General features: G+C 67.3%; 18 protein-coding genes. 5 read left to right on the top strand and 13 right to left on the bottom strand.

All coding sequences use genetic code 11. The features are described 5' to 3' along the window. Window positions 1–247: 247 nt before the first annotated feature. From IM708_RS00520 to IM708_RS00510, 3 genes are all read right to left on the bottom strand, one after another. Window positions 248–1,033, bottom strand: a complete 786-nt coding sequence (locus IM708_RS00520; protein WP_209424344.1) for a DUF2189 domain-containing protein — start codon at window positions 1,031–1,033, stop codon at window positions 248–250. A gap of 82 nt (window positions 1,034–1,115) precedes the next feature. Next, window positions 1,116–2,243, bottom strand: coding sequence for a peptide chain release factor 2 (gene prfB, locus IM708_RS00515; RefSeq protein WP_209424343.1), 1,128 nt, complete (start codon window positions 2,241–2,243; stop codon window positions 1,116–1,118). An 87-nt stretch (window positions 2,244–2,330) separates the two neighbouring features. Then, window positions 2,331–4,865, bottom strand: coding sequence for a penicillin-binding protein 1A (locus IM708_RS00510; RefSeq protein ID WP_209424342.1), 2,535 nt, complete (start codon window positions 4,863–4,865; stop codon window positions 2,331–2,333). Window positions 4,866–5,039: 174 nt separating this feature from the next. Here IM708_RS00510 and IM708_RS00505 point away from each other — a divergent pair, with 174 nt between their 5' ends. Continuing rightward, window positions 5,040–5,795 carry a DsbA family protein gene (locus IM708_RS00505; RefSeq protein WP_209424341.1) on the top strand — a complete coding sequence of 252 codons (756 nt, stop codon included), beginning with the start codon at window positions 5,040–5,042 and terminating at the stop codon, window positions 5,793–5,795. 129 nt (window positions 5,796–5,924) lie between these two features. After that, window positions 5,925–6,959 carry a hypothetical protein gene (locus IM708_RS00500; protein ID WP_209424340.1) on the top strand — a complete coding sequence of 345 codons (1,035 nt, stop codon included), beginning with the start codon at window positions 5,925–5,927 and terminating at the stop codon, window positions 6,957–6,959. Window positions 6,960–7,068: 109 nt separating this feature from the next. On the opposite strand, the gene infC is transcribed toward IM708_RS00500, so the two are convergent. Beyond that, window positions 7,069–7,608 (bottom strand): translation initiation factor IF-3, encoded by a 540-nt coding sequence (infC, locus tag IM708_RS00495; protein ID WP_209424592.1) that lies wholly within the window; start codon window positions 7,606–7,608, stop codon window positions 7,069–7,071. A gap of 227 nt (window positions 7,609–7,835) precedes the next feature. On the opposite strand from infC, the gene IM708_RS00490 reads away from it, so the two are divergent. Further along, entirely contained in the window at window positions 7,836–8,522 is a 687-nt protein-coding gene (locus IM708_RS00490; RefSeq protein ID WP_209424339.1) for a hypothetical protein, read from the top strand. Between the two features lie 200 nt (window positions 8,523–8,722). On the opposite strand, the gene IM708_RS00485 is transcribed toward IM708_RS00490, so the two are convergent. The 6 genes from IM708_RS00485 to IM708_RS00460 form a co-directional block, all read right to left on the bottom strand. Further along, window positions 8,723–9,544 carry a ferredoxin--NADP reductase gene (locus IM708_RS00485; protein ID WP_209424338.1) on the bottom strand — a complete coding sequence of 274 codons (822 nt, stop codon included), beginning with the start codon at window positions 9,542–9,544 and terminating at the stop codon, window positions 8,723–8,725. Window positions 9,545–9,633: 89 nt separating this feature from the next. Then, a complete protein-coding gene (locus tag IM708_RS00480; protein WP_209424337.1) occupies window positions 9,634–11,259 on the bottom strand; it encodes a GMC family oxidoreductase N-terminal domain-containing protein in 1,626 nt (541 codons plus the stop codon). 31 nt (window positions 11,260–11,290) lie between these two features. Further along, window positions 11,291–11,458, bottom strand: a complete 168-nt coding sequence (locus IM708_RS00475) for a hypothetical protein (RefSeq protein ID WP_209424336.1) — start codon at window positions 11,456–11,458, stop codon at window positions 11,291–11,293. Window positions 11,459–11,632: 174 nt separating this feature from the next. Beyond that, entirely contained in the window at window positions 11,633–13,474 is a 1,842-nt protein-coding gene (locus IM708_RS00470; RefSeq protein WP_209424335.1) for a M3 family oligoendopeptidase, read from the bottom strand. 71 nt (window positions 13,475–13,545) lie between these two features. Beyond that, complete coding sequence (gene bmt / locus IM708_RS00465; protein WP_209424334.1) at window positions 13,546–14,589, bottom strand: betaine--homocysteine S-methyltransferase; 1,044 nt, start codon at window positions 14,587–14,589, stop codon at window positions 13,546–13,548. Between the two features lie 78 nt (window positions 14,590–14,667). Beyond that, window positions 14,668–14,985: a DUF1476 domain-containing protein gene (locus IM708_RS00460; RefSeq protein ID WP_209424333.1), complete on the bottom strand. Its 318-nt coding sequence runs from the start codon at window positions 14,983–14,985 to the stop codon at window positions 14,668–14,670. 177 nt (window positions 14,986–15,162) lie between these two features. Between IM708_RS00460 and purC the strand changes: the two genes are divergently transcribed. Then, window positions 15,163–15,924, top strand: coding sequence for a phosphoribosylaminoimidazolesuccinocarboxamide synthase (gene purC, locus IM708_RS00455; protein WP_209424332.1), 762 nt, complete (start codon window positions 15,163–15,165; stop codon window positions 15,922–15,924). A gap of 11 nt (window positions 15,925–15,935) precedes the next feature. Beyond that, a complete protein-coding gene (purS, locus tag IM708_RS00450; RefSeq protein ID WP_209424331.1) occupies window positions 15,936–16,178 on the top strand; it encodes a phosphoribosylformylglycinamidine synthase subunit PurS in 243 nt (80 codons plus the stop codon). Here purS and IM708_RS00445 read toward each other — a convergent pair. Genes IM708_RS00445 through IM708_RS00435 form a run of 3 tightly spaced genes read right to left on the bottom strand, consistent with a single transcriptional unit; the run spans window position 16,154 to window position 20,751 of the window. Next, a complete protein-coding gene (locus tag IM708_RS00445; RefSeq protein WP_209424330.1) occupies window positions 16,154–17,740 on the bottom strand; it encodes an indolepyruvate oxidoreductase subunit beta family protein in 1,587 nt (528 codons plus the stop codon). The two genes, purS and IM708_RS00445, sit on opposite strands and share 25 nt — an antisense overlap. After that, window positions 17,737–19,899 carry an indolepyruvate ferredoxin oxidoreductase subunit alpha gene (locus tag IM708_RS00440; RefSeq protein ID WP_209424329.1) on the bottom strand — a complete coding sequence of 721 codons (2,163 nt, stop codon included), beginning with the start codon at window positions 19,897–19,899 and terminating at the stop codon, window positions 17,737–17,739. Before IM708_RS00440 ends, IM708_RS00445 begins: the two co-directional genes overlap by 4 nt. 60 nt (window positions 19,900–19,959) lie before the next feature. After that, window positions 19,960–20,751, bottom strand: coding sequence for a cyclase family protein (locus tag IM708_RS00435; RefSeq protein ID WP_209424328.1), 792 nt, complete (start codon window positions 20,749–20,751; stop codon window positions 19,960–19,962). Window positions 20,752–20,815: the final 64 nt, after the last annotated feature.

The following is a 20,815-nucleotide window of genomic DNA, read 5'->3' as shown; positions in this document are numbered from 1 at the left end:
TATGCCTGAGGGTCCTGCCGCTTCGCGGCACGCGTGTGGTTCCCACTGGGCGCTTGAAGTTCGCCTTGGGCTTGAAGTGCGCCTCCTGGGGCCGAAGGCAAGAACCAGCCCCGGCACCCCCCGGGGCCAGACCTTTCACTACGGTTAACGGGCCCGATTCACGGTTGAATTACAGATACTTGCAGAAAGGTCCAAGCTTGGACCCTCGCGCCGGACAGCGCCTCGGCCATCCGGCGCGGTGCCTCGATCAGTCGGCGATCACCCGGCGATAGAGATGCCAGGTCGCATGCCCCAGTAGCGGCAGAACGATCAGAAGCCCTAGGAAAAGCGGCAGCATCGCCACGATCAGAAGGCCCGCGATGATGGCCGCCCAGAGCAGCATCACCCGTCCGTTCGCCCACACCCCCGCGATGCTGGTGACGATCGCGGTGACGAAATCGACCGGGCGGTGCAGCAGCATCGGCAGGCTGAAGGCGGTGACGGAAAAGAGCGCAAGCGCCATCAGGCCGCCGACGACCGTGCCGACCAGCAGCATCGTGGTGCCGGCAAGCGTCAGCAACTCGCCCAGGTTCTCGGCCCCGATCCCGGACTGGCCGACGAAAATGGCGAAGATACCGCGTGCGAGGATCACCCAGAAGCCGAAGGCCAGCAGCACGACGACCGCCATGACCGGCAACTGCCCGTCGCCATGCCCGCGCAGCGCGCCGAGGACCGGGCCCCATTTTAGCGGCTCCCCGGCCTCGCGGCGCCGGCTGACCTCGTAGAGGCCGACGGCGGCGAAGGGGGCAAGCAGCGGAAAGCCCGCCGCAACCGGGATGAACCAGAACGGCTCTCCCGCGCCCAGAAGCCCGAAGAACAGCCCCATCCCGCCCAGGGTATAGATCACCGCGAAGAAAAGCCCGAAAGCCGGCGCGGCCTTGAAATCCGTCCAGCCGTCGGCAAGCGCGGCGCGCAGATCATCCGTCGTCAAGCTGCGGATCGGCGGAATATCGGCGTCGAAGCTGTCGAGAGCGCCGGAACCTGGATCGGACATCGCAAATCCTCCTCTTTCGCGCAGGATAAGTGCGCAACGCACCTGCGCGCAAGACAAATGATCGCCCGCCAGCGCGAAGCGGTCAATCGGCGGCCTGCGCCTCGGACCGGCTTTTGCCGGCGACATCCTGCGCCAGCGTCGCGGCCATGAACGCGTCCAAGTCGCCGTCGAGAACGCCCTGCGTGTCCGATGTCTCGTACCCCGTGCGCAGGTCCTTCACCATCTGGTAGGGCTGCAGCACGTAGCTGCGAATCTGGTTGCCCCAGCCGGCGTCGCCCTTGGCATCGTGCTGCGCCTCGATCGCCTCGGTGCGCTTGCGCAGTTCCAGCTCGTAAAGTCGGGATTTCAGCGCCTCCATGGCGACGGCCCGGTTCTGGTGCTGGGACTTCTGGCTGGAGGTCACGACGATGCCGGTCGGCAGGTGGGTGATGCGCACGGCCGAGTCGGTGGTGTTGACGTGCTGCCCTCCGGCGCCCGAGGACCGATAGGTGTCGATGCGGATCTCGTTGTCGGGCACGGTGATCTCGATATTGTCGTCGACCACCGGGTAGACCCAGACCGAACTGAACGAGGTATGGCGCCGCGCGGCGCTGTCATACGGCGAGATGCGCACCAGCCGGTGGACGCCGGATTCCGATTTCAGCCAACCAAAGGCGTTGTTCCCCGAGATGCGGTAGGTGGCCGAGCGGATGCCCGCCTCCTCGCCCGCGCTTTCCGAGGTCAGCTCGACCTTGTAGCCTTTCTTTTCGGCCCAGCGGACATACATCCGCGCCAGCATCGACGCCCAGTCGCAGCTTTCGGTGCCACCGGCGCCGGCGTTGATTTCCAGATAGGTGTCGTTGCCGTCGGCCTCCCCGTCCAGCAACGCCTCCAGTTCCTTCTCGGCGGCTTTCGTGGCGAGCGCCTTGAGCGCGGCCTCGGCCTCGGTCACGACCTCGGTATCGCCCTCCGCCTCGCCCAATTCGATCAGGTCGATATTGTCCTGCAGATCCCGGGCAATCGAGTCATGGGTGGTCAGCGCCTCCATCAACATCTGCCGCTCACGCATCAGCTTCTGGGCGCGTGCCGGGTCGTTCCACAGGTTCGGATCCTCGATCATCGCGTCGAATTCCTCGAGCCGGAACGTCGCCGTGTCCCGGTCCATCCGCTGCGCCAGCAGTGCCAGCGACTTGCGGATACCTTCGATCCAGGCCTGTGTCTCTGCACGCATGAACAAACGTCCTGAAAACGTGGCGCCCGGAGGGGCGCGGTTGGGTCGGTCTGATAGCGCGCGTGCGCCCGACCGGCAAGGGCAGGATCAGTAGAGACCGCCGGAGCTGACGGTGCCGAAGGTCGCCGCACCACCCGCGCCGCCGGTCCCCCCGGTGCCGCCCGTACCGCCGGTGGCATCCCCGGTCCATTCGTCATCCGCGTCCTGATCGCGGCTGAACATCGGCAGGTTCACCCCCATCGCGAATCCGCCATCGATCAGCGCGCCGATGCCGAAGACAGGCTCGGCCCCTTCGCGGAAATACTCGGCCACGACATCGGCGCCCGAGGCGTCGTCCGGCAACCGCTCGCCCGTGCGCCGGTCGATGCGGATAAAGCGACCACCCGGTGGCACGGCAAAACGCGTGCCGCCGAATTCGGCGACCGCGTCCTGCATGAAGCGCGTGAAGACCGGCCCGCACATCCCCCCGCCCGAGGCACCGCGGCCCAGCGGGCGCGGCCGGTCATAGCCGATGTAGCAACCCGCCACGATGTTCGAGGTGTAGCCGACGAACCAGACGTCGCGCGCCTCGTTCGTGGTGCCGGTCTTGCCGGCGACGGGAACCGAGAGGTTGACGGTACGCGCCGCAGTACCGCGCTGCACCACCCCCTCCATCATCGAGGTCAGCTGAAAGGCGGTGATCGCATCCATCACGCGGGCACGCTGCGCGCTGATCGCCGGCGCGGCGCCGGGGCGCAGGGCGGCGTCGTCGCAGTTCAGGCAGGTGCGCTGGTCGTGGCGGTAGACGGTGCGCCCCCAGCGGTCCTGCACGCGGTCGACCAGCGTCGGTTCCACCCGCTCGCCACCATTGGCGAACATGGCGTAGGCCGCGACCATGCGGAAAAGCGTCGTCTCCTGGCTGCCCAGCGAGTTGGCGAGGAACGGCTGCATCCGGTCGTAGACGCCGAAGCGTTCGGCATAGCCCGCGACCACGTCCATGCCGACTTCCTGCGCCAGTCGCACGGTCATCAGGTTGCGCGACATCTCGATCCCGGTGCGCACGGGGATCGGACCGTAGAACTGGTTGGAGGCGTTGGTCGGCCGCCAGATGCCCTGCGCGGTCTCCAACTCGATCGGCGCGTCGATGACGATGGTCGCGGGGGTGAAGCCGGAATCGAGTGCCGCCGCGTAGACGAAGGGCTTGAAGGCCGAACCGGGCTGGCGCATGGCCTGCGTGGCGCGGTTGAAGACCGAATGCTGGTACGAGAAGCCGCCCTGCATGGCGATCACCCGGCCGGTGTTCACGTCCATCGCCATGAACGCGCCCTGCACCTCGGGCACCTGGCGCAGCGACCAGCGCACGAAACCGCCATCCTCGTCGCGGGTGATGGGGCGGACATGGACCACGTCGCCGACATCCAGGTTGTCGGCGAGGGACCCGCGCGCCCAGTCCAGATCACTGTTCTCGACGGTGCCGGGTTCGTCCGCGTCCTCAATCCCCAGGGTCGCGGTGCCGCCCTCGACGGAAAGCACCACGGCCGGATGCCAGCGGTTGCCAAGGGTCACGTCGCGGGCCACACGCATCCGCGACAAGCCCGCGCGCCAGAGTTCCTCGGAACCCAGATCGTCGGCTTCAAGGCGCAGACCGGTTCCCCGCCAGCGCCCCAGACTGCGGTCATAGTTCTCCAGCGCGCCCCGAAGCGCCTGCGCGGCGCTGACCTGCAGCTCGGGATGCGCGGTCGCGCGGATGCTCAGCCCGCCGGTGAAAAACTCGGATTCGCCGAAGCTCGAGGAAAGCTGGCGGCGGATTTCGTCGGTAAAGTAGTCGCGCGGGGGCAGCGCCTCACGGAAGGCGATGACGTCGCCCGACTGGACGGTCAGCAGCGGTTCTTCCGCCGCCGCTTCGGCCAGATCGGGGTCAATGTAGCCGTTCTCGACCATCTGGCCCAGGATCCAGTTGCGCCGACCTGTCACCCGTTCGCGCGCGCGGACCGGATGATACTCGGACGGCGCCTGCGGAAGGGCGGCCAGAAACGCCGCCTCGTGCAGGTCCAACTGGTCCAGCGTCTTGTTGAAATAGCTCTGCGCCGCCGCAGCCACCCCGTAGGAGTTCTGCCCCAGGAAAATCTCGTTGAGGTAGAGCTCGAGGATCTGGTCTTTCGACAGCGTCTGCTCGACCCGGTAGGCGAGGATGATCTCGCGGATCTTGCGCTCGCCCGTGCGGTCGCCCGACAGCAGGAAGTTCTTCATCACCTGCTGCGTGATGGTCGAGGCGCCGCGCAGCGTCTGGCCACGGCTGACCACCGCATCACGAAGCGCCGACACCATTGCCAGCGGATCGAAGCCGGCGTGATCATAGAAATTCCGATCCTCGGCCGAGATGAAGGCGTGCTTCACCTGCTCGGGAATGTCGCCGATCGGCACGAAGAGCCGCCGCTCCTGGGCAAACTCGTCGATCAGTTGCCCCTCGCCCGAGTAGATCCGGCTGATGGTCGGCGGCGTGTAGTTCGCCAACTGCTCGTGACTGGGAAGATCGCGCGTGTACATCCAGATGACGCCGCCCACGGTCAGGGCAACGGCACTGATCCCCAGCACCAGAAAGCTGAAGATCCCTCCAAAGAACGACAGAATGAAACGCAACACGAGACAGGCTCCTTCACCAAGGTTGTTCTATACGCGCTTGCGCGGCAGGGGTCAAAAGCGACACGGCGTCGAATGCCGCGCCAATCTTCACGATGCGGTGCGCGGATACGGGTGGGCTTGATCTCGGCCCGCCGGACAGCGCAAAAGGCAGGAAACCTCCAACCAGGAGCTGTCATGCCTTTTCTGCCTCTCGTCCCGCTGCTTGCCGCCGGGCTTGCCCTTGCCGCGCCCGCCGCTGCGCAAGACACCTACAGCGATGCCGAACGCACCGCCCTGCGGGCCGAGATCCGCGCCTATCTGCTTGAGCATCCGGAAGTCCTGTTCGAGGCGGTGGCCGAGTTCGAGAATCGCAATGCCGCGGCGCAGGCCGACATGGATCTGGCGCTGATCGAGATCAACGCCGAGGACATCTTTTCCGACGCGCATTCCTGGGTCGGCGGCAACCTCGACGGCGACCTGACCCTGGTCGAATTCGTCGACTACCGCTGCAGCTTCTGCCGGCGCGCCTTCGACCACGTGATGGATTTCGTGGCGCTCGATGGAAACGTCCGCTTCGTGATCAAGGAATTTCCGATCCTCGGCGCGCAGTCGGAACTGTCCTCGCGACTGGCGATCTCGGTCCTGCAGCTTGGCGGCGATGAAGCCTACGAGGCGGTGCACGAGCGCCTGCTGACGCTGAACGGCGACTTGACCGAAACCGTGACCCGCGCCATCGCGGTCGAACTGGACCTCGACCCCGATGCCGTGACCGCGCGGATGGGCAGCGACGAGATCACGGCGATCCTTGCGGAAAACCGTGCCCTGGCGCAACGCCTGCAGATCAACGGCACCCCGACCTTCGTCATGGGCGGGCCCGAGAACGGGCAACTGATCCGGGGTTTCCTGCCCTCGGAAGAGTTGCACAACCTGGCCGGGACGCTCAGGGACTGAGGATTGCCAAGGGCGATTTCGCCGCATTCGTCGACGTTTTTGCACTTGCACCCCCCGCGCGGGATTTCGCAAGATGCCGCCAAGCGGCGGCGTCGGGGGGCGCACGCCCGCGCGAGGGAAACGCATATCGTGCCGTTTGGACCATTGATCAGGCGCCTGCAGCGCAGAGCCGCGCGCGCGCTCGGCTGCGTGGGGCTTGTCGGCGCGGTATTCCTGTCCGCAGGCCCCGCGCTGACCAAGGCCGACCTTCCCGGCGCCGAGCATCCGGCGCTGACGGTAGCCGTCGAAAACTGGCTCGACAACGACGAGGAAACCGCGCTGCCTGCGATCAGCCGGCTGGCCCACGACGGCAACAAGGCGGCGCAACTGCTGCTGGCGATCATCGACAAGACGCCGGCGTTGCAGGGTCCATGGCTGGCGCATCTGCCGCGCGCGCAACGTATCACCCTGATGCGCCAGCCCGGTGGCGTGTCGGGACGAAGCTGGCTGCACGCGCTTTCCGATCATCCGCTGGGGTCGGCCTGGCTGGCCCTGATGAACCCCGCGACCGGCCCCGAAGTCATCGAGCGTTTCGAGGCGATGGGAGAGGCGCGCGCCGCGCGCGAGGCGATGGTCGCGCTGGCTGCGCGTGAAAATCCGGGCCTGCGCGATCGGGACCCGGCCCAGGTGCCCCCCGATACGATCTATCTTCTCTGGCGCGGATCTACCGGCGAGCGGAGTGCGGAGCTTCTGGATCGCATCGCCGCCGACAGCCTGCAGCGCGCCCTGGTCGAAGGAACCTTCGATCCGTTACAACTGTCCGGCTGGCTGGCGGAGGCCCCCTTGGCCGCGCCGCTGGACGCAATCTGTTCGCGGGATTGCCACGAAACGCGCGCCACCTGCCTCAGCGGCGCCTATCTGGCGCTGGCCAGTCACAACGCGCTTCTGACCCTGGGCAGCCCGGTCGAGGCCATCATCGAGCAGGACGATTTCCTGTCGCGTCCGCGCGGGCGTTCGACCGTGCTGCGGCGCATCCTGCAGACCCATGACGCGCGCGGCCGCCGGGCAGTCATCGCGCAGATGCGCACCCATGATGCCTGCCTTGCCGACATGCTGGCGGAAGAAGCGGCGCGGTATCACTACAACCGGGTCGGGAACGGCACGGGCCCGTCGCAAGGCAACTGAAAGGCGCGGGCAAGGCGCATGCGCCGTCGACCACGGTCGCAGGGTCCGCAAAAACGAACCGGCGCACTTTCGCGCGCCGGAGTGAACGGTCAGGGCATGGGCAACGGGTTCAGCGCGGGCCGATCATCATCACCATCTGCCGGCCTTCCAGCTTCGGCATGTTCTCGACCTTGCCGATCTCGGTCACGTCATCGGCAACGCGGTGCAGCAATTCCAGTCCAAGCTGCTGGTGCGCCATCTCGCGGCCGCGGAAGCGCAGGGTCACCTTGACCTTGTCGCCCTCTTCCAGGAACTTCTTAACCGAGCGCATCTTGACGTCATAGTCATGGGTATCGGTTCCTGGGCGGAACTTGATTTCCTTGACCTCGATGGTCTTCTGCTTCTTGCGGGCCTCGGATTCCCGCTTCTGCTGTTCGTACTTGAACTTGCCGTAGTCCATGATCTTGCAGACCGGCGGTGTCGCATTCGGGGAAATCTCGACCAGGTCGAGTCCCGCTTCCTCAGCCAGCTGCATCCCCCGCGCAGGGGTCACGACGCCGACGTTCTCGCCCTCTGCGCCGATCAGGCGGATTTCAGGCGCACGAATTCGGTCATTGACCCGCGGTCCGGTGTCGCGGCTGGGCGGGGCGTGGTGTGGTCTGCGAGCGATGGGTGTCTTCCTTCTGTGGATCAAGCGCGCGCGAAAATAGACCGCGCCGCCTGAACTGACAAGCGATTCTACACCTGACGTGCGATTCGACGCAGGCGGATCCCGGCGGCGCGTCACCGGGTGATGTCGCGCCGATTTCTGCGTCTGCGCGATCTTTCTGATGCCTGTCGATTGCCTTTCAGTAGCCAAGTGCACTAAAGAGGCGCCATCGAAAAACGGAGGCTGCCATGAAGAAGGCTCTGATCATCATCGTGATCGTCATCGCGGCGGCCGTCGGCTATTGGCTGGTCCAGGACGAGCCGGCACCCGCGCCTGCGCCCGTCAGCGCCCCCGAGCTTCCGGCAACCGAGGACGAGACGACGGATGACCCGGTCATCGAGGACCCCGAGCCGATGCTCCCGGAAGATGACGGCGCCGCTGCGGAACCGGAGGCGACCGACCCCGAGGCGCTGATCGATCGGGCGATGGAGGATGCCTCCGAAGCCGGCGAAGCCGCCGAAAGCACCATCAGCGAGATCCTCGAGGCGCAGGAAGAAGCCGCCGCCGAAGCCGAGGCACGCGCGCAGGAAGCGATCGACCGGGCGCTGGCCGCGGGCGACGAGGCCGAGGCCGAGGCCGAGGCCCTGGTCAACGAGGCGCAACAGACGATCCGCGATCAGGTCGAGGCCGCCGAGGCCGAAACCGAGGCGATGCGACAGGCGGGAACCGACGCCCCCACCCTGGCCGAGGCGGAGGCCGAGGGGTTGTTCACCGAGGAAGGGTTCGATTTCGACCGCGCGATGCAGGTCATCGAAGCCTCGGAACTGGACGCGATCAACCGCAGCGCCGCACGCGCCCTGCTGGAAAGCGCCCGCAACGACCCCGACGCGCAGGAAGCCGCGCTGGCGCAGGTGCGCAGCATGCTCGACATGTAACCGCTGCCGCAGCCGGCTTTCTCCTTGCAGAAGGCCGGTGAAAGCAGGCGTCCGCATGCGGACAATTCTTCAACGTGTTGATTTTGTGCACATAGTCAAACGCTGTTAACCGAAACGAAACATCTGGTTTGGGCGTCCGAATCCGGGCAAGCGGCCCCCGCTTTCCAGGGGCCATTCTTCTTCGTGATGTTGCGTGGCGGTCAGACGCCGTCGCCGACAAAGGCCTTTTCGACCACGTACTCGGCCGGGTCGGAATTGGCGCCTTCGCGCAGCCCCCACCCTTCGAGGATCGTCTTGATGTCAAGGTTGAAGGCCAAGGAGCCGCAGACCATCGCCCGGTCGCGTGCCGGGTCCATCGGCCCGTCGATACCCAGATCCTGAAACACCCGGCCCGAGGCGAGGTTCTCGGTCACCCGGCCCATCCGCTCGGACGGCTCGCGTGTGGTCGTGGGATAGTAGAGCAGCTTGCCCTCGACCATCTCGCCGATCAGGGGGTCGTTGCGCAGGTCCTCGATCAGTTCGCGCCCGTATTCCAGTTCCGCCTTCTCGCGGCAGGTGTGCATCAGGATCACCTGATCGTACTTCTCGTAGGTCTCGGGGTCGCGGACCAGGCTGGCGAAGGGCGCGATGCCGGTGCCGGTGGACAGGAACCACAGCCGCTTTCCCGGCAGCAGCGCGTCATGAACCAGCGTTCCGACGGGTTTCGGACGCAGGATGATGGCGTCGCCCGGAACGATATGCTGCAGGCGCGAGGTCAGCGGACCATCGGGGACCTTGATCGAATAGAATTCCAGCGCGTCGTCCCAACTGGGCGAGGCGATGGAATAGGCGCGCAGAAGCGGCTTGCCGCGTTCGTCCAGAAGCCCCAGCATCACGAATTCGCCCGAACGGAACCGCAGGCTTTGCGGACGCGTGCAGCGAAACGAAAACAGGCTGTCGGTCCAGTGACGGACCGAAGTGACCGTCTGGGCATCCGCAATCGCCTTCGACTGCGGTCTGGTCTGGGGGGCGTTGTCCGACATCTTCGCCTCTCGCGGATGGTTTCGGCATGACATAGGCGGTTCGCGCGCGCAGCGAAACCCCCACGCGCAGCGGTCGGTTGTCGCGCGGGCTATCCGACGCGGCGTCGATCCTCGATCATCAGCCCGGCGCCGATCCAGCCCATCAGCATGGCCGGCGCGTTGGTGTTCCCGGCGATCAGGCTGGGAAAGGCCGAGGCATCGCAGACCCTCAGCCGTTCCAGACCGCGCACGCGCAGGCGCGGGTCGACCACCGATTGCGCCGGATCGGCCCCCATCCGGCAGGTGCAGGAGGGGTGGTAGACCGTGCCGCTGCGCGCGCGCAGATCGGCCACCAGATCGTCATCCGACTGCACCTGCGGGCCAGGGCGCAACTCCTCCTCCAGCAGACCGGCCAGCGGCTGGGCCGCCGCGATCCGGCGCAACAGCTTCACCGCGGCCAGCATCTCGGCCACATCGGCATCGGCCGCGTAGGCATTGGCGAAGATCCGCGGCGGCGCGAAGGGATCGGGGCTGCGCAGTTCGATCCGCCCGCGACTGGCCGGACGGCAGTTCGACAGCCCGATCGACAGGCCTGAAAACGGGTCGGGGCTGAGCACCGGTCGCTCGCCCAGCCGCGGCAGCAGGGTCGAGAAGGCCTGGAAATATAGCTGCATGTTCGGCCGGTCCCGCGCCGGATCGGTGCGGAAGAACCCGCCGGCGTGGTTGATCGACAGCGCCAGCGGCCCGTCGCGGCGCGCCAGATAGCGCAGCCCCACGCGCAGCTTGCCCCACCAGGGGCGCAGCATGTCGTTCAGCGTCGGCACGCGCGCGCGCCAGGTATAGTTCAGGCCCTGATGGTCGCTCAGATGCGCGCCGACATTCGGCTGGTCCAGTCGCACGGGCACACCCATCGCCTGAAGGCCCTGCCCCGGCCCCACGCCGGACAGCATCAGAAGCTGCGGCGAGTTCACCGCGCCGCCGGACAGGATGACCTCGCCCGCGCGGGCGGTGTGGGTGGCACCCTTCCAGCGGTATTCGAGGCCGGTCGCGCGGGCGCCATCGAACAGGATGCGCGTGACCTGCGCCCCGGTGCGCAGCGCGACATTGCCGCGCGCCACCGCCGGATAGAGGAAGGCCCGCGCGGCCGAGTTGCGGCGCCCACCCCGGATGGTCATCTGATACATGCCGACGCCATCCTGTTCGGCGCCGTTGAAGTCGGCATTGCGCTTCAGGCCGGCGCTTTCGCAGGCCGCCAGAAACGGCTCGACCAGCGGATGGGCGGGGGCGCGGTTCGACCGGATGAAAAGCGGCCCACCGGCGCCGCGCCAGTCCGACCCGCCATCCTCGTTATCCTCGATGGCGCAATAGGCGGCGCGCGCCGCGTCCCAGCCCCAGCCGGGGTTTCCGGCGGCCTGCCAATCCTCGTAATCCTGCCGGTGCCCGCGCACCCAGACCATCGCGTTGATCGACGACGACCCGCCCAGGACCTTGCCGCGCGGCCAGTAATCCGCCTGCCCGGCCAGTCCGGGGTCGGGTTCGGTCCGGTAGCACCAGTTGACCCGCGGGTCGAAAAAGAGCTTGCCGTAGCCCAGCGGCATATGGACGAAAAACCGCCGGTCGCTGCCGCCGGCCTCCAGCACCAGGACGCGCGTGCGCCCGTCGGCTGACAGGCGTTCGGCGAGCACGCAACCGGCGGAACCGGCACCCACGATCAGATAGTCGAAATCACCGTCCATGCCCGCGCGCCCCCGACCGGTCGCGCCGAGTTCAACGCGAGGATGCGCCGCGCTTCAAGCGGAAATCCGGGGCGCTCTGGGAGGGTTGCAGGCCAGAAAGCGCGAACGCGCTGAGCAGGCCCTGCGGCAGGAGTGTCAGCATCCCCTCGTCATGGCCCAGATCGGCGAGGCGGTGCAACTCGCAGACCACGAAGCCCACGCGCGGCCAGAACGCGGGGCGCGATGGCAGCGGTGAAACCCGACGCGTGCGACAAAAGTTTCATTGCGGTTAATTTTTGAAATTTGCCTTTGTTCTTCAGTTGGTTGAAGAAGCGTCCACGCGTGGACGCTTGCTCCATCGGCCCGTCGGGCGGCCGCGCCTTGAGGGCGCCAGTCAGTCCTCCATCGCCTCCAGTTCGTCGATGAAGGCCGCGATCATGTCCAGCCCGCGATCCCAGAACGCCGGGTCCGAAGCGTCGAGGCCGAAGGGCGCCAGCAACTCCTTGTGGTGCTTCGACCCGCCGGCGGCGAGCATCTCGAAATACTTGTCCTGAAAGCCGGGGCCGGCGTCGCGATAGACCGCGTAGAGAGCGTTCACCAGCCCGTCGCCGAAGGCGTAGGCATAGACGTAGAAGGGCGAGTGGACGAAATGCGGGACATACGACCAGAAGGTCTCGTAGCCATCCATGAACTCGAAGACCGGGCCCAGGCTTTCGGCCTGCACGCTCATCCAGATCGCGTTGATGTCGTCGGGCGTGAGTTCCCCCTCGCGCCGCGCCGCGTGCAGCTTGCATTCGAAATCATAGAACGCGATCTGCCGAACGACCGTGTTGATCATGTCCTCGACCTTGCCGGCCAGGAGCGTCTTGCGCTCGGCCTGGGTCTTGGCGTTGGCCAACAGGCGCTGGAAGGTCAGCATCTCGCCGAAGACTGAGGCGGTTTCGGCCAGCGTCAACGGGGTTGACGACAGCAGTTCCCCCTGCCCCGCCGCCAGACGCTGGTGGACGCCGTGGCCCAGTTCGTGCGCCAACGTCATCACGTCGCGCGGCTTGCCGAGGTAGTTGAGCATCACATAAGGGTGCACCGTGGTGACGGTCGGATGTGCGAAGGCGCCCGGCGCCTTGCCGGGCTTCACGGCCGCGTCGATCCAGCCCTTGTCGAAAAAAGGTTCGGCCAGTTCGGCCATCTTCGGCGAAAACTCGGCATAGGCGTTCATCACCGTCTCGCGCGCCTCGGGCCACTGGATGGTGCGTGGCGGCTCGATCGGCAGCGGCGCGTTGCGGTCCCAGACCTGCAGCTTGTCCAGCCCAAGCCATTTCGCCTTCAGCGCGTAGTAGCGGTGCGACAGGCGCGGATAGGCGGCGACCACCGCATCGCGCAGCGCCTGCACCACCTCGGGTTCGACATGGTTCGACAGGTGCCGGCCGTGCTGCGGCGTCGGCATCTTGCGCCAGCGGTCGGTGATTTCCTTGTCCTTCGCCAGAGTGTTGTGGACGCGCGAGAAAAGGCGCAGGTGCTCCTCAAAGACCTTGGCGAGCGACCGCGCGGCCGCCTCGCGTTTGGCGCGGTCGGGGTCGGTCAGCAGGTTGAGCGTGGATTCCAGCGGCAGCGGATCTTCCTCGCCCTCCACCTCGAAGCTGAGGCCCGCCATCGTCTCGTCGAACAGTCGGTTCCAGGCGGTGGCGCCAACGGTGGACTGGTCGTGCAGGAACTTCTCCAACTCGTCCGACAACTGGTGCGGGCGCATCGCGCGCAGCCGGTCGAAGACAGGCTTGAAGCGCGCCAGATCGGCGTCCGCGGCAAAAAGCGCGTCATAGGCCGCATCATCGATCCGGTTGAGCTCGAGCGAGAAGAAGACCAGCGGCGTCGTCGCCACCGTGACCCGGTCCTGCGCATCGGCCATGAACTTGGCGCGCGCCGAATCCGTGGTGTTCTGGTAGTAGCGCAGACCGGCGTAGGACATCAGCCGACCGGCGGTGATGTCGATCTCCTCGTAGCGCTGGACGCAGCGCAGGAAATCGGCGGCATCCAGCCCTGCCAACTTGCCCTCGTAGTCCGAGGCGAAGTCGGCGCAGGCTTTCTCCAGCCAGTCGAAATCGCGCGCGAACTCGGGCGCGTCGGGGGCCTTGTAGAGGTCGGTAAGATCCCATTCCGGCAGATCGCCGAACGCATCGGCCCTTGCGGCGGTTTCGGCGTCGAAACGGCGCGGGTCATGAAGGGCGGGCAGTCTGAACATGGGATCCCCTTTGCTGGTCTGAGTGGCGATCTATGCCGCCCGGGGACGGCTGGCAACCCGACCCCGAGGGATCAACCGCGCCGACGCCCCCCGCGGCGCGCGCGGGCCTCGGCGGCCGCCGCGTCCGCTCCCGGCTCGGTGCCGTCCGAGGGCGAGGAGAAATCGCCCATGGCGGCCGCGACCTGCTCCAGCGTCGGCCGTTCGCCGCGCGGGCGGCTGTCCAGCGCCGCGCGCATCTTCGCCAGATGCTCGGGCATCGTGCCGCAGCAACCGCCGATGATGCGGGCGCCCGCGTCGCGGGCCAGTACCGCGTATTCGGCCATCAGGTCGGGCGTGCCGTCGTAGTGGATGTGGCCATCGACATATTTGGGAATGCCGGCATTGCCCTTGGCAATCACCGGGATCGCGGGTTCCAGTGCCGTGATCCCGAGCACGGTGCGCAAAAGGTCCGATGCGCCGACGCCGCAATTCGCGCCGAAGGCGACGGGGGGGTGGGGCAGCTTGCCCACCAGCTTCACGAAATCGGCCGAGGTCAGCCCCATCATTGTGCGACCCGCGGTGTCGAAGCTCATCGTGCCGGCCCAGGGCATGCCAGCCAGATGGCAGGCCTCGGCCGCGGCGCGATACTCCTCGGGCGACGACATCGTCTCGACCCAGAGGAGGTCGGCGCCGCCTTCCTTCAGCCCTTCGGCCTGTTCGTGGAACATCTCGACCGCCAGCGAATGGGTCAGCGCGCCCATCGGTTCCATGATGTCGCCGGTCGGGCCCATCGAACCCGCGACCAGTACGCGCCGATCCGCGCGATCCACGATCTCGCGCCCCAGTTCCGCGCCGACACGGTTGAGTTCGCGCACCCGCCGTTCGGCCGCGTGCAGTTTCAGCCGGCTGGCATTGCCACCAAAGGTATTGGTCAGGAACAGATCCGACCCGGCATTGACCGCGCCCTGGTAAAGGGTGCGGATCTTTTCGGGCGCGTCGGTGTTCCACAACTCCGGCGCCTCGCCCGAGGCAAGGCCCATGTTAAAGAGGTTCGTCCCCGTGGCCCCATCGGCCAGCAGAACGTCCCGCTCGGCCAGAAGCGCGCGCAACGGATCGGTCGGGGGGGCCAAGGGCATGCGGTCTCCGATACGGGGATTGGGCGCCGGCAGAACGGCGGACGGGTTTCGCGCGCCGGGCAAACCCGGCGGCGCGCGTCAGCCTTGCTTGACCAGTTGTTCCTTGGCGATCAGCAGGAACTCGTCCATCTTGGCGCGGATCGTCGCCTCATCGGCCTTGCCTTCCAGATCGGCGCTGACCTTGCGATAGACGTCCTCGTGGCCGGCTTCCTCGAAATCGGCGCGGATCACTTCCATCGCGTAGTCCTCGGCCGCCTGTCCCGACCTGCCCAGCAGGTCCGCCGCCCAGAGCCCCAGAAGCTTGTTGCGGCGCGCCACCGCCTTGAACTGCATTTCCATGTCGTGAGCGAACTTGGACTCGAAGGCGCGCTCGCGGTCGTCGAATGTGGTGTTCATCGGGGGCCTCACAGGTTTTGGTCAGGCCTTGATATGGGGGTATCGGCCGCGCGTCGCAAGCATTTATCGCAGTCTGCGGCGCCCGCGGCCGTCCTTGCGGCGAAGTCGGCGTTGGCGTATAGGGGCGCCTGTTTCCGTGCGCTCCCGCGCTGCGGGCAGCCCTGATTCGGAGAAAGCATGGCACGTCGCACCAAGGTCTATGAGGGCAAGGCCAAGATCCTTTACGAGGGTCCCGAGCCCGGCACCTACGTGCAGTATTTCAAGGATGATACCTCGGCCGGCGATGGCGCCAAGAAGGCGCTGATCGAGGGCAAGGGCGTGCTCAACAACCGCTTGTCGGAATTCTTCATGAACGGGCTGAACGAGATCGGCGTGCCCACGCATTTCATCCGCCGCCTGAACATGCGCGAGCAACTGATCCGCGCGGTCGAGATCATTCCGCTGGAAGTGGTGGTGCGCAACATCGCCGCAGGCTCGATTTCCAAGCGCCTGGGGATCGAGGAGGGCACGCCGCTGCCCCGCCCGATCGTCGAGTTCTACTACAAGAATGACGCGCTCCACGATCCCATCGTCAGCGAGGAGCATATCCTGGCCTTCGGCTGGGCGACGCATCAGGACCTCGACGACATGGTGGCGCTGGCGCTGCGCGTGAACGACTTCCTGTCGGGCGTGATGATGGGCGTCGGCATCAAGCTCGTGGATTTCAAGATCGAGATCGGGCGCATCTACGACGGCGATTTCCAGCGCCTCGTCGTCGCCGACGAGATCAGCCCCGACAGCTGCCGCCTCTGGGACGCCAAGACCGGCCAGAAGCTCGACAAGGACGTGTTCCGCCGCGACCTGGGCAACCTTTCCGAGGCCTACACCGAGGTTGCGCGCCGACTGGGCGTCATGCCGTCGAACGCGACCCCGATGGTCAAGCCACGATTGATGAACTGAAGGACATTCCGATGAAGGCGCGCGTGCATGTCATGCTGAAGACCGGCGTCCTCGACCCCCAGGGCGAGGCGGTGCGTCGCGCCCTGGGCAGCCTTGGCTTCGAGGGGGTCGAGGGCGTGCGCCAGGGCAAGGTGATCGAGTTGGACCTGGCCGAGGCCGACCGCGCCCGTGCCGAGGAACAGGTGCGCGGCATGTGCGAGAAGCTGCTCGCCAATACCGTGATCGAACGCTACTCGGTCGAACTGGTCGACTGATCGCGCGCGGCACCGGCGAACGTGCCGATGGTGCGCAGCGCCCCGTCCAGCGCCAGCCCCTCCTCGTCCTGCAGGGCCGCCTCGCGCAGGCGGCGGGTCCAGTCGGCGGCGTCCTTGCGCCCGGCCACAGCCTGGGCGCCCGCCAGGGCCCGGTCGAATTTCGACAGGCCGCGGGCATGGGTGTCGGCATAACCCTTCACGAGCCGCCGCAGGCGTAGCGTTTCGACCCCATGCGCCGGGTCGCAGCGCGCGTGTTCCAGCGCCACCTCCAGCCAGCCGTCCAGATGCGCCATTTCGGCGGCATGGCGTAGCGTCCGCCGCCGCCAGCCGCGCAGCCCGGCCAGCAGGTAGAGTTGCAGGAATGGCAAGATGCGGTCGCTGCGCAGCCGCCGCCCCCGGTTCACCCGCCGGTCGATCCAGCCCATCAGCCGCGGCCGCGCCGTCACCCATCGGCCCAAACGCGCGGGAAACAGGCTCACGACTTCCTCGGCGCGGGGATGGGTGTAGTCGATCAAGCGCAGCAACCGGCCATCCGCCACCCCCATCTCGTCCCGGATGCGGGCGAAGCGATCGGGTCGGGTCTTGGCGTCGGCCACGCGGATCATGTCGTCATAGGCCATCGCATTGGCGACATATTTCGCAGCCTCGCGCGTTAGTTCATGGTCGCCCGCCCCCATATCGAGCGTCGCCACGCGCGCGACCCTGTCGAGGTATTCGAACCCGTAGCCCATGTCCTGAAAGCCCACGACCTTGACCAGCCCCGCGCGCACCATGTCCCGCGCGCCCCGGGGCACACGGTCGATCCGGCCAAGGAGCGCGACCCAGTCGGCGCCGAGGTGCGCGCCCGGCGGAGTCGCGGGCGCCGGCACCTCGGCCGTGGCCGCCGCGGCCGGCGCGTCGCCCCGTGCTTCGGCGAAGGCCGCATCGAAGGCTGTAAGCGATGCCTCCACCCCGCGGCCCGAAGCGCGGATCGCGTGCTCGTAAGCGTGTCGCGCGAAGGGCAGCGAAACCGATCCCGCCAGCGCGCCGAACAGCGCGGCCGAAATCACCGTGCCAGCGCGCTGCGCCACCGCTTCCATGTCGAAAAGGATCAACCGCTGCGCCGCCAGTTCGGCGGCCGCCACCACCTCCTCGGCATGGGCGATCCCGTCGCCGGGCACGGTCTTCTCGCTCACCGCCAGCGCCCGGTGGTTCGACGCGATCAGCGTCGTGCGGTCGGGGGTGACGAAACCGCGCAGGACGGCGCGCCCGGCCTCCATCAGCTCCGCGGCGATCAGGATGTCCACGTCCCCCGCCGCCGGCGCCAGCGAAAAGACCGGCGCGGCCCCCTCGCCCCCGTCGCGCGCCATCTCGATATAGTAGATCGTCGCGCCGGTGCGCTGTGCCACGCCCGCCACGGATGTCGCCTGCACCGCCCAGCCCTGCGCCCGCGCCATCGACTCGATCCAGCCGGTCAGCACGCCGCCGCCCTGCCCGCCCACGGCCATGACCGCCAGCTTGATGACCGTATCGAGTGTCGCATCGCGCGGCGCGGGCGTCAGGATCGGGGCCGCCTCGTTCATTCCGCCGCCACCCCTTGCACGGCCGCCAGATCAGGACGTTTGCGCGCCCGGCGGGTCTGCAGCCAGCCGATGACGCCGCGACGCCAGCGATCCAGCCGCGCCTCCAGCGCCGAGGGGTTGTGCACCACCCGGGCCTCGTAGAAGGACGGACAAAGGATCGCGGCATCGGCCACCTCGCCGCAATTGCCGCAACCGACGCAGGATTGGTCGATATGCGCCACCGGGTCGTCGCGCAGCGGATCGTCCAGCCGCTTCAGCCCCAGGGACGGACAGCCCGACAGCCGCATGCAGGCGTGATCGCCGGTGCAGATATCCGCGTCGACGCCGAAGCGCGGCTTCTCGACCCGCCTTCCGTCCCGGATCGCGGCATTGACGATGGGTTTCTCGCGCCGCTGCCGGTTGAGCATGCATTCCGATGACGCGACGATCACCTTCGGCCCCTTGACCGGCGTCGTCAGCGCCTCCCGCAGCACGTCGCGCATCCGCGCCACGTCGTAGGTGCGGTCGATCACCCGCACCCAGTCGACGCCGACGCCGCGCAGGGCCTTCTCGATCGGCTGGTTGGTGGTCCTCGTCGGGTTACGCGCGCGCGACGACAGGATGTCCTGTCCTCCGGTCGCCGCCGAATAGAAGTTGTCGACGATGACCACCACGCCGTCGGACTTGTTGTAGACCATGTTGCCGATGGAACTGGACAGCCCGTTGTGCCAGAACCCGCCGTCGCCGAGGATCGCGATGGGCCGCTTGTCGCCACCCCCGTCGAACGCCCCGTTCGACGCCGGGCCCAGCCCGTAGCCCATCGTCGCGCCGCCGATGTTGAAGGGCGGCAGCGCGCCAAACAGGTGGCAGCCGATATCGCCCGCGATCTGATGCTCGCCCAACTCCTGCTGCACCAGCTTCATCGCGGCAAAGATCGGGCGTTCCGGACACCCGGTGCAGAAGCCGGGCGGGCGGATCGGCACGGTCTTCGACAGGTCGGGGATCGCGGGTGCGAGAGCGTTCGGCGCACGCACCCGCGCCGGCAGCAGGTCGGGCGCGGCGCGGCGCAGGAACGCCTCGACGCCCTCCAGCATCACCTGGCCCGTGTATTCGCCCGCCAGCGGCAGCGTGTCCTTGCCGTGCAGCTTCACCCGCGCCCCGGCGCGGTAGAGCATCCCCGCCAGCGTCTCCTCGATGAACGCGGGCTGGCCTTCCTCGACCACCAGCACCGCATCCTTGCCGGCGCAGAATTCCAGCAGTTCGTCCTCCAGCAGCGGATAGGTAACGTTCAGCACATGCAGCGGGATATCGGTCTGGCCGTAAAGGTCCGCCAGCCCCAGCCGCTGCAACGCGCGAACGGTGGCGTTGAACATGCCGCCCTGGCAGATCACGCCAATGCGGCCCTGATCGGGGCCGAAACGCTCGTTCAGCTTGTTGGCGCGGATGAAGTTCACCGCCGCCGGCCAGCGGTTCCGCACCTTGTCCTGCTCCTGCGCGTAGGACATCGGTGGCAGGACCACGCGGGCGACATCGCGGCGGGGGTTCGCCAGCGCCTTGCGCACCGTCAGCGGTGGGCGCTTGTTGTCGCGGGTCATGAACTGCCCGGTGACATGGCAGGCCCGGATGCGCACCAGCATCATCACCGGCGTGTTCGACGCCTCGGACAGATCGAATCCCTGCTCCACCGCGCGCACGATCGAGGGCAAGTTCGGCCGCGGGTCCATCAGCCAGAACTGCGACTTGCGGGCAAAGGCGTCGCTTCGCTCCTGCATGATCGAGGACCCCTCGCCGTAATCCTCGCCGACGATCACCAGCGCACCGCCGGTGACGCCGGCCGAGGACAGGTTCGCCAGCGCGTCCGAAGCGACATTGACACCCACCGGCCCCTTGAAGGTCACCGCGCCGCGGATCGGGTAATGCACGCTCGCCGCCAGCATCGCTGCTGCCGCCGCCTCCGAGGCGTTCGCCTCGAACCGAACGCCGAGATCGCTCAGGATCTCCTCGGCATCGGCCAGCACGTCCATCAGGTGGCTGATCGGCGCGCCCTGGTAGCCGCCGACATAGCCGACGCCGCATTCCAGCAGCGCCTTGGTGATCGCCAGGATCCCCTCGCCGGTGAAGGTCTCGCCCGCGCCCAGTTTCAGGTGTTGGACTTCATTGCGAAAGGATCGTTCTGCCATGTCGAAGCGGCCTCGGGGGTCGTGCGGACGGAAGGGAGTGCGGCGGGGGTCCCGGCCGCCTCAGCCCCTCGGCACCAGCGCCAGCGCCCTGATGGGCGAGCCGGTGCCGTGCGCGATCTTCAGCGGCGCCGCGATCAGGATCGCGCCCTTCGGCGGCAGCCGGTCCAGGTTGGCCAGCGAGGCCAGCCCGAACATGTTGTTCTTGTGCAGCATGTTGTGGGCGGGAAAGGGCGGCGACATGCCCGCCGCCTGCCCGGCATCGGTACCGATGCACTGGCTGCCCCAACCGACGATGCCCCGTGCGATCAGGTATTCCAGGCAATCGAGCGTCGGCCCGGGGCTGTGCGGCCCGGTCTCGTCGGCGTTCAGGAAGGCGGCCTCGTCGCCCGCGCGCTTGTCCCAGTCACTGCGCAGGACCACCCATTCGCCAGCGCCGATGGGACCGTGCTCGGCTTCCCAGGCCTTCACATGCTCGGCGGTCAGCAGGAAATCGGGGTCCGCGGCGGCTTCCTTCGAACAGTCGATCACGTTGACCGGCGCCACCACCCGCTGCACATCCAGCGTGTCGGTGTAGCCGTCGGGAAACTCGCGCCCGGTGATCCAGTGGTGCGGGGCATCGAAATGCGTGCCCGAATGCTCGCCCAGCTTCAGCCAGTTCCAGGCCCAGAAGGGGCCGTTGTCGTCGTATTCGCTGATCCGATGGATCTCCACCGGGGGCGTGTCGACGGCCAGCTCCGGCGGCAATTTCAGAAGCGGCGTCTGCGGGCCCAGCAGCCCGGTGCAATCCACCACCTCGATCCGCCCGGCCAGCAGCATCTCTCCCAGGTCCTTCAGCGTCTCGCTTGCCGTCATCCTTGCGCCTCCCTTGCGCGGCGGCGGGATCGTCGCCCGCGCCCGTTCCGGAAACGCTGCGCCA

This window comes from Pararhodobacter sp. SW119 (assembly GCF_017811755.1).
In the GTDB taxonomy this organism is placed as follows: domain Bacteria; phylum Pseudomonadota; class Alphaproteobacteria; order Rhodobacterales; family Rhodobacteraceae; genus Pararhodobacter.
This window is presented reverse-complemented; position numbering and strand designations above follow the sequence as displayed.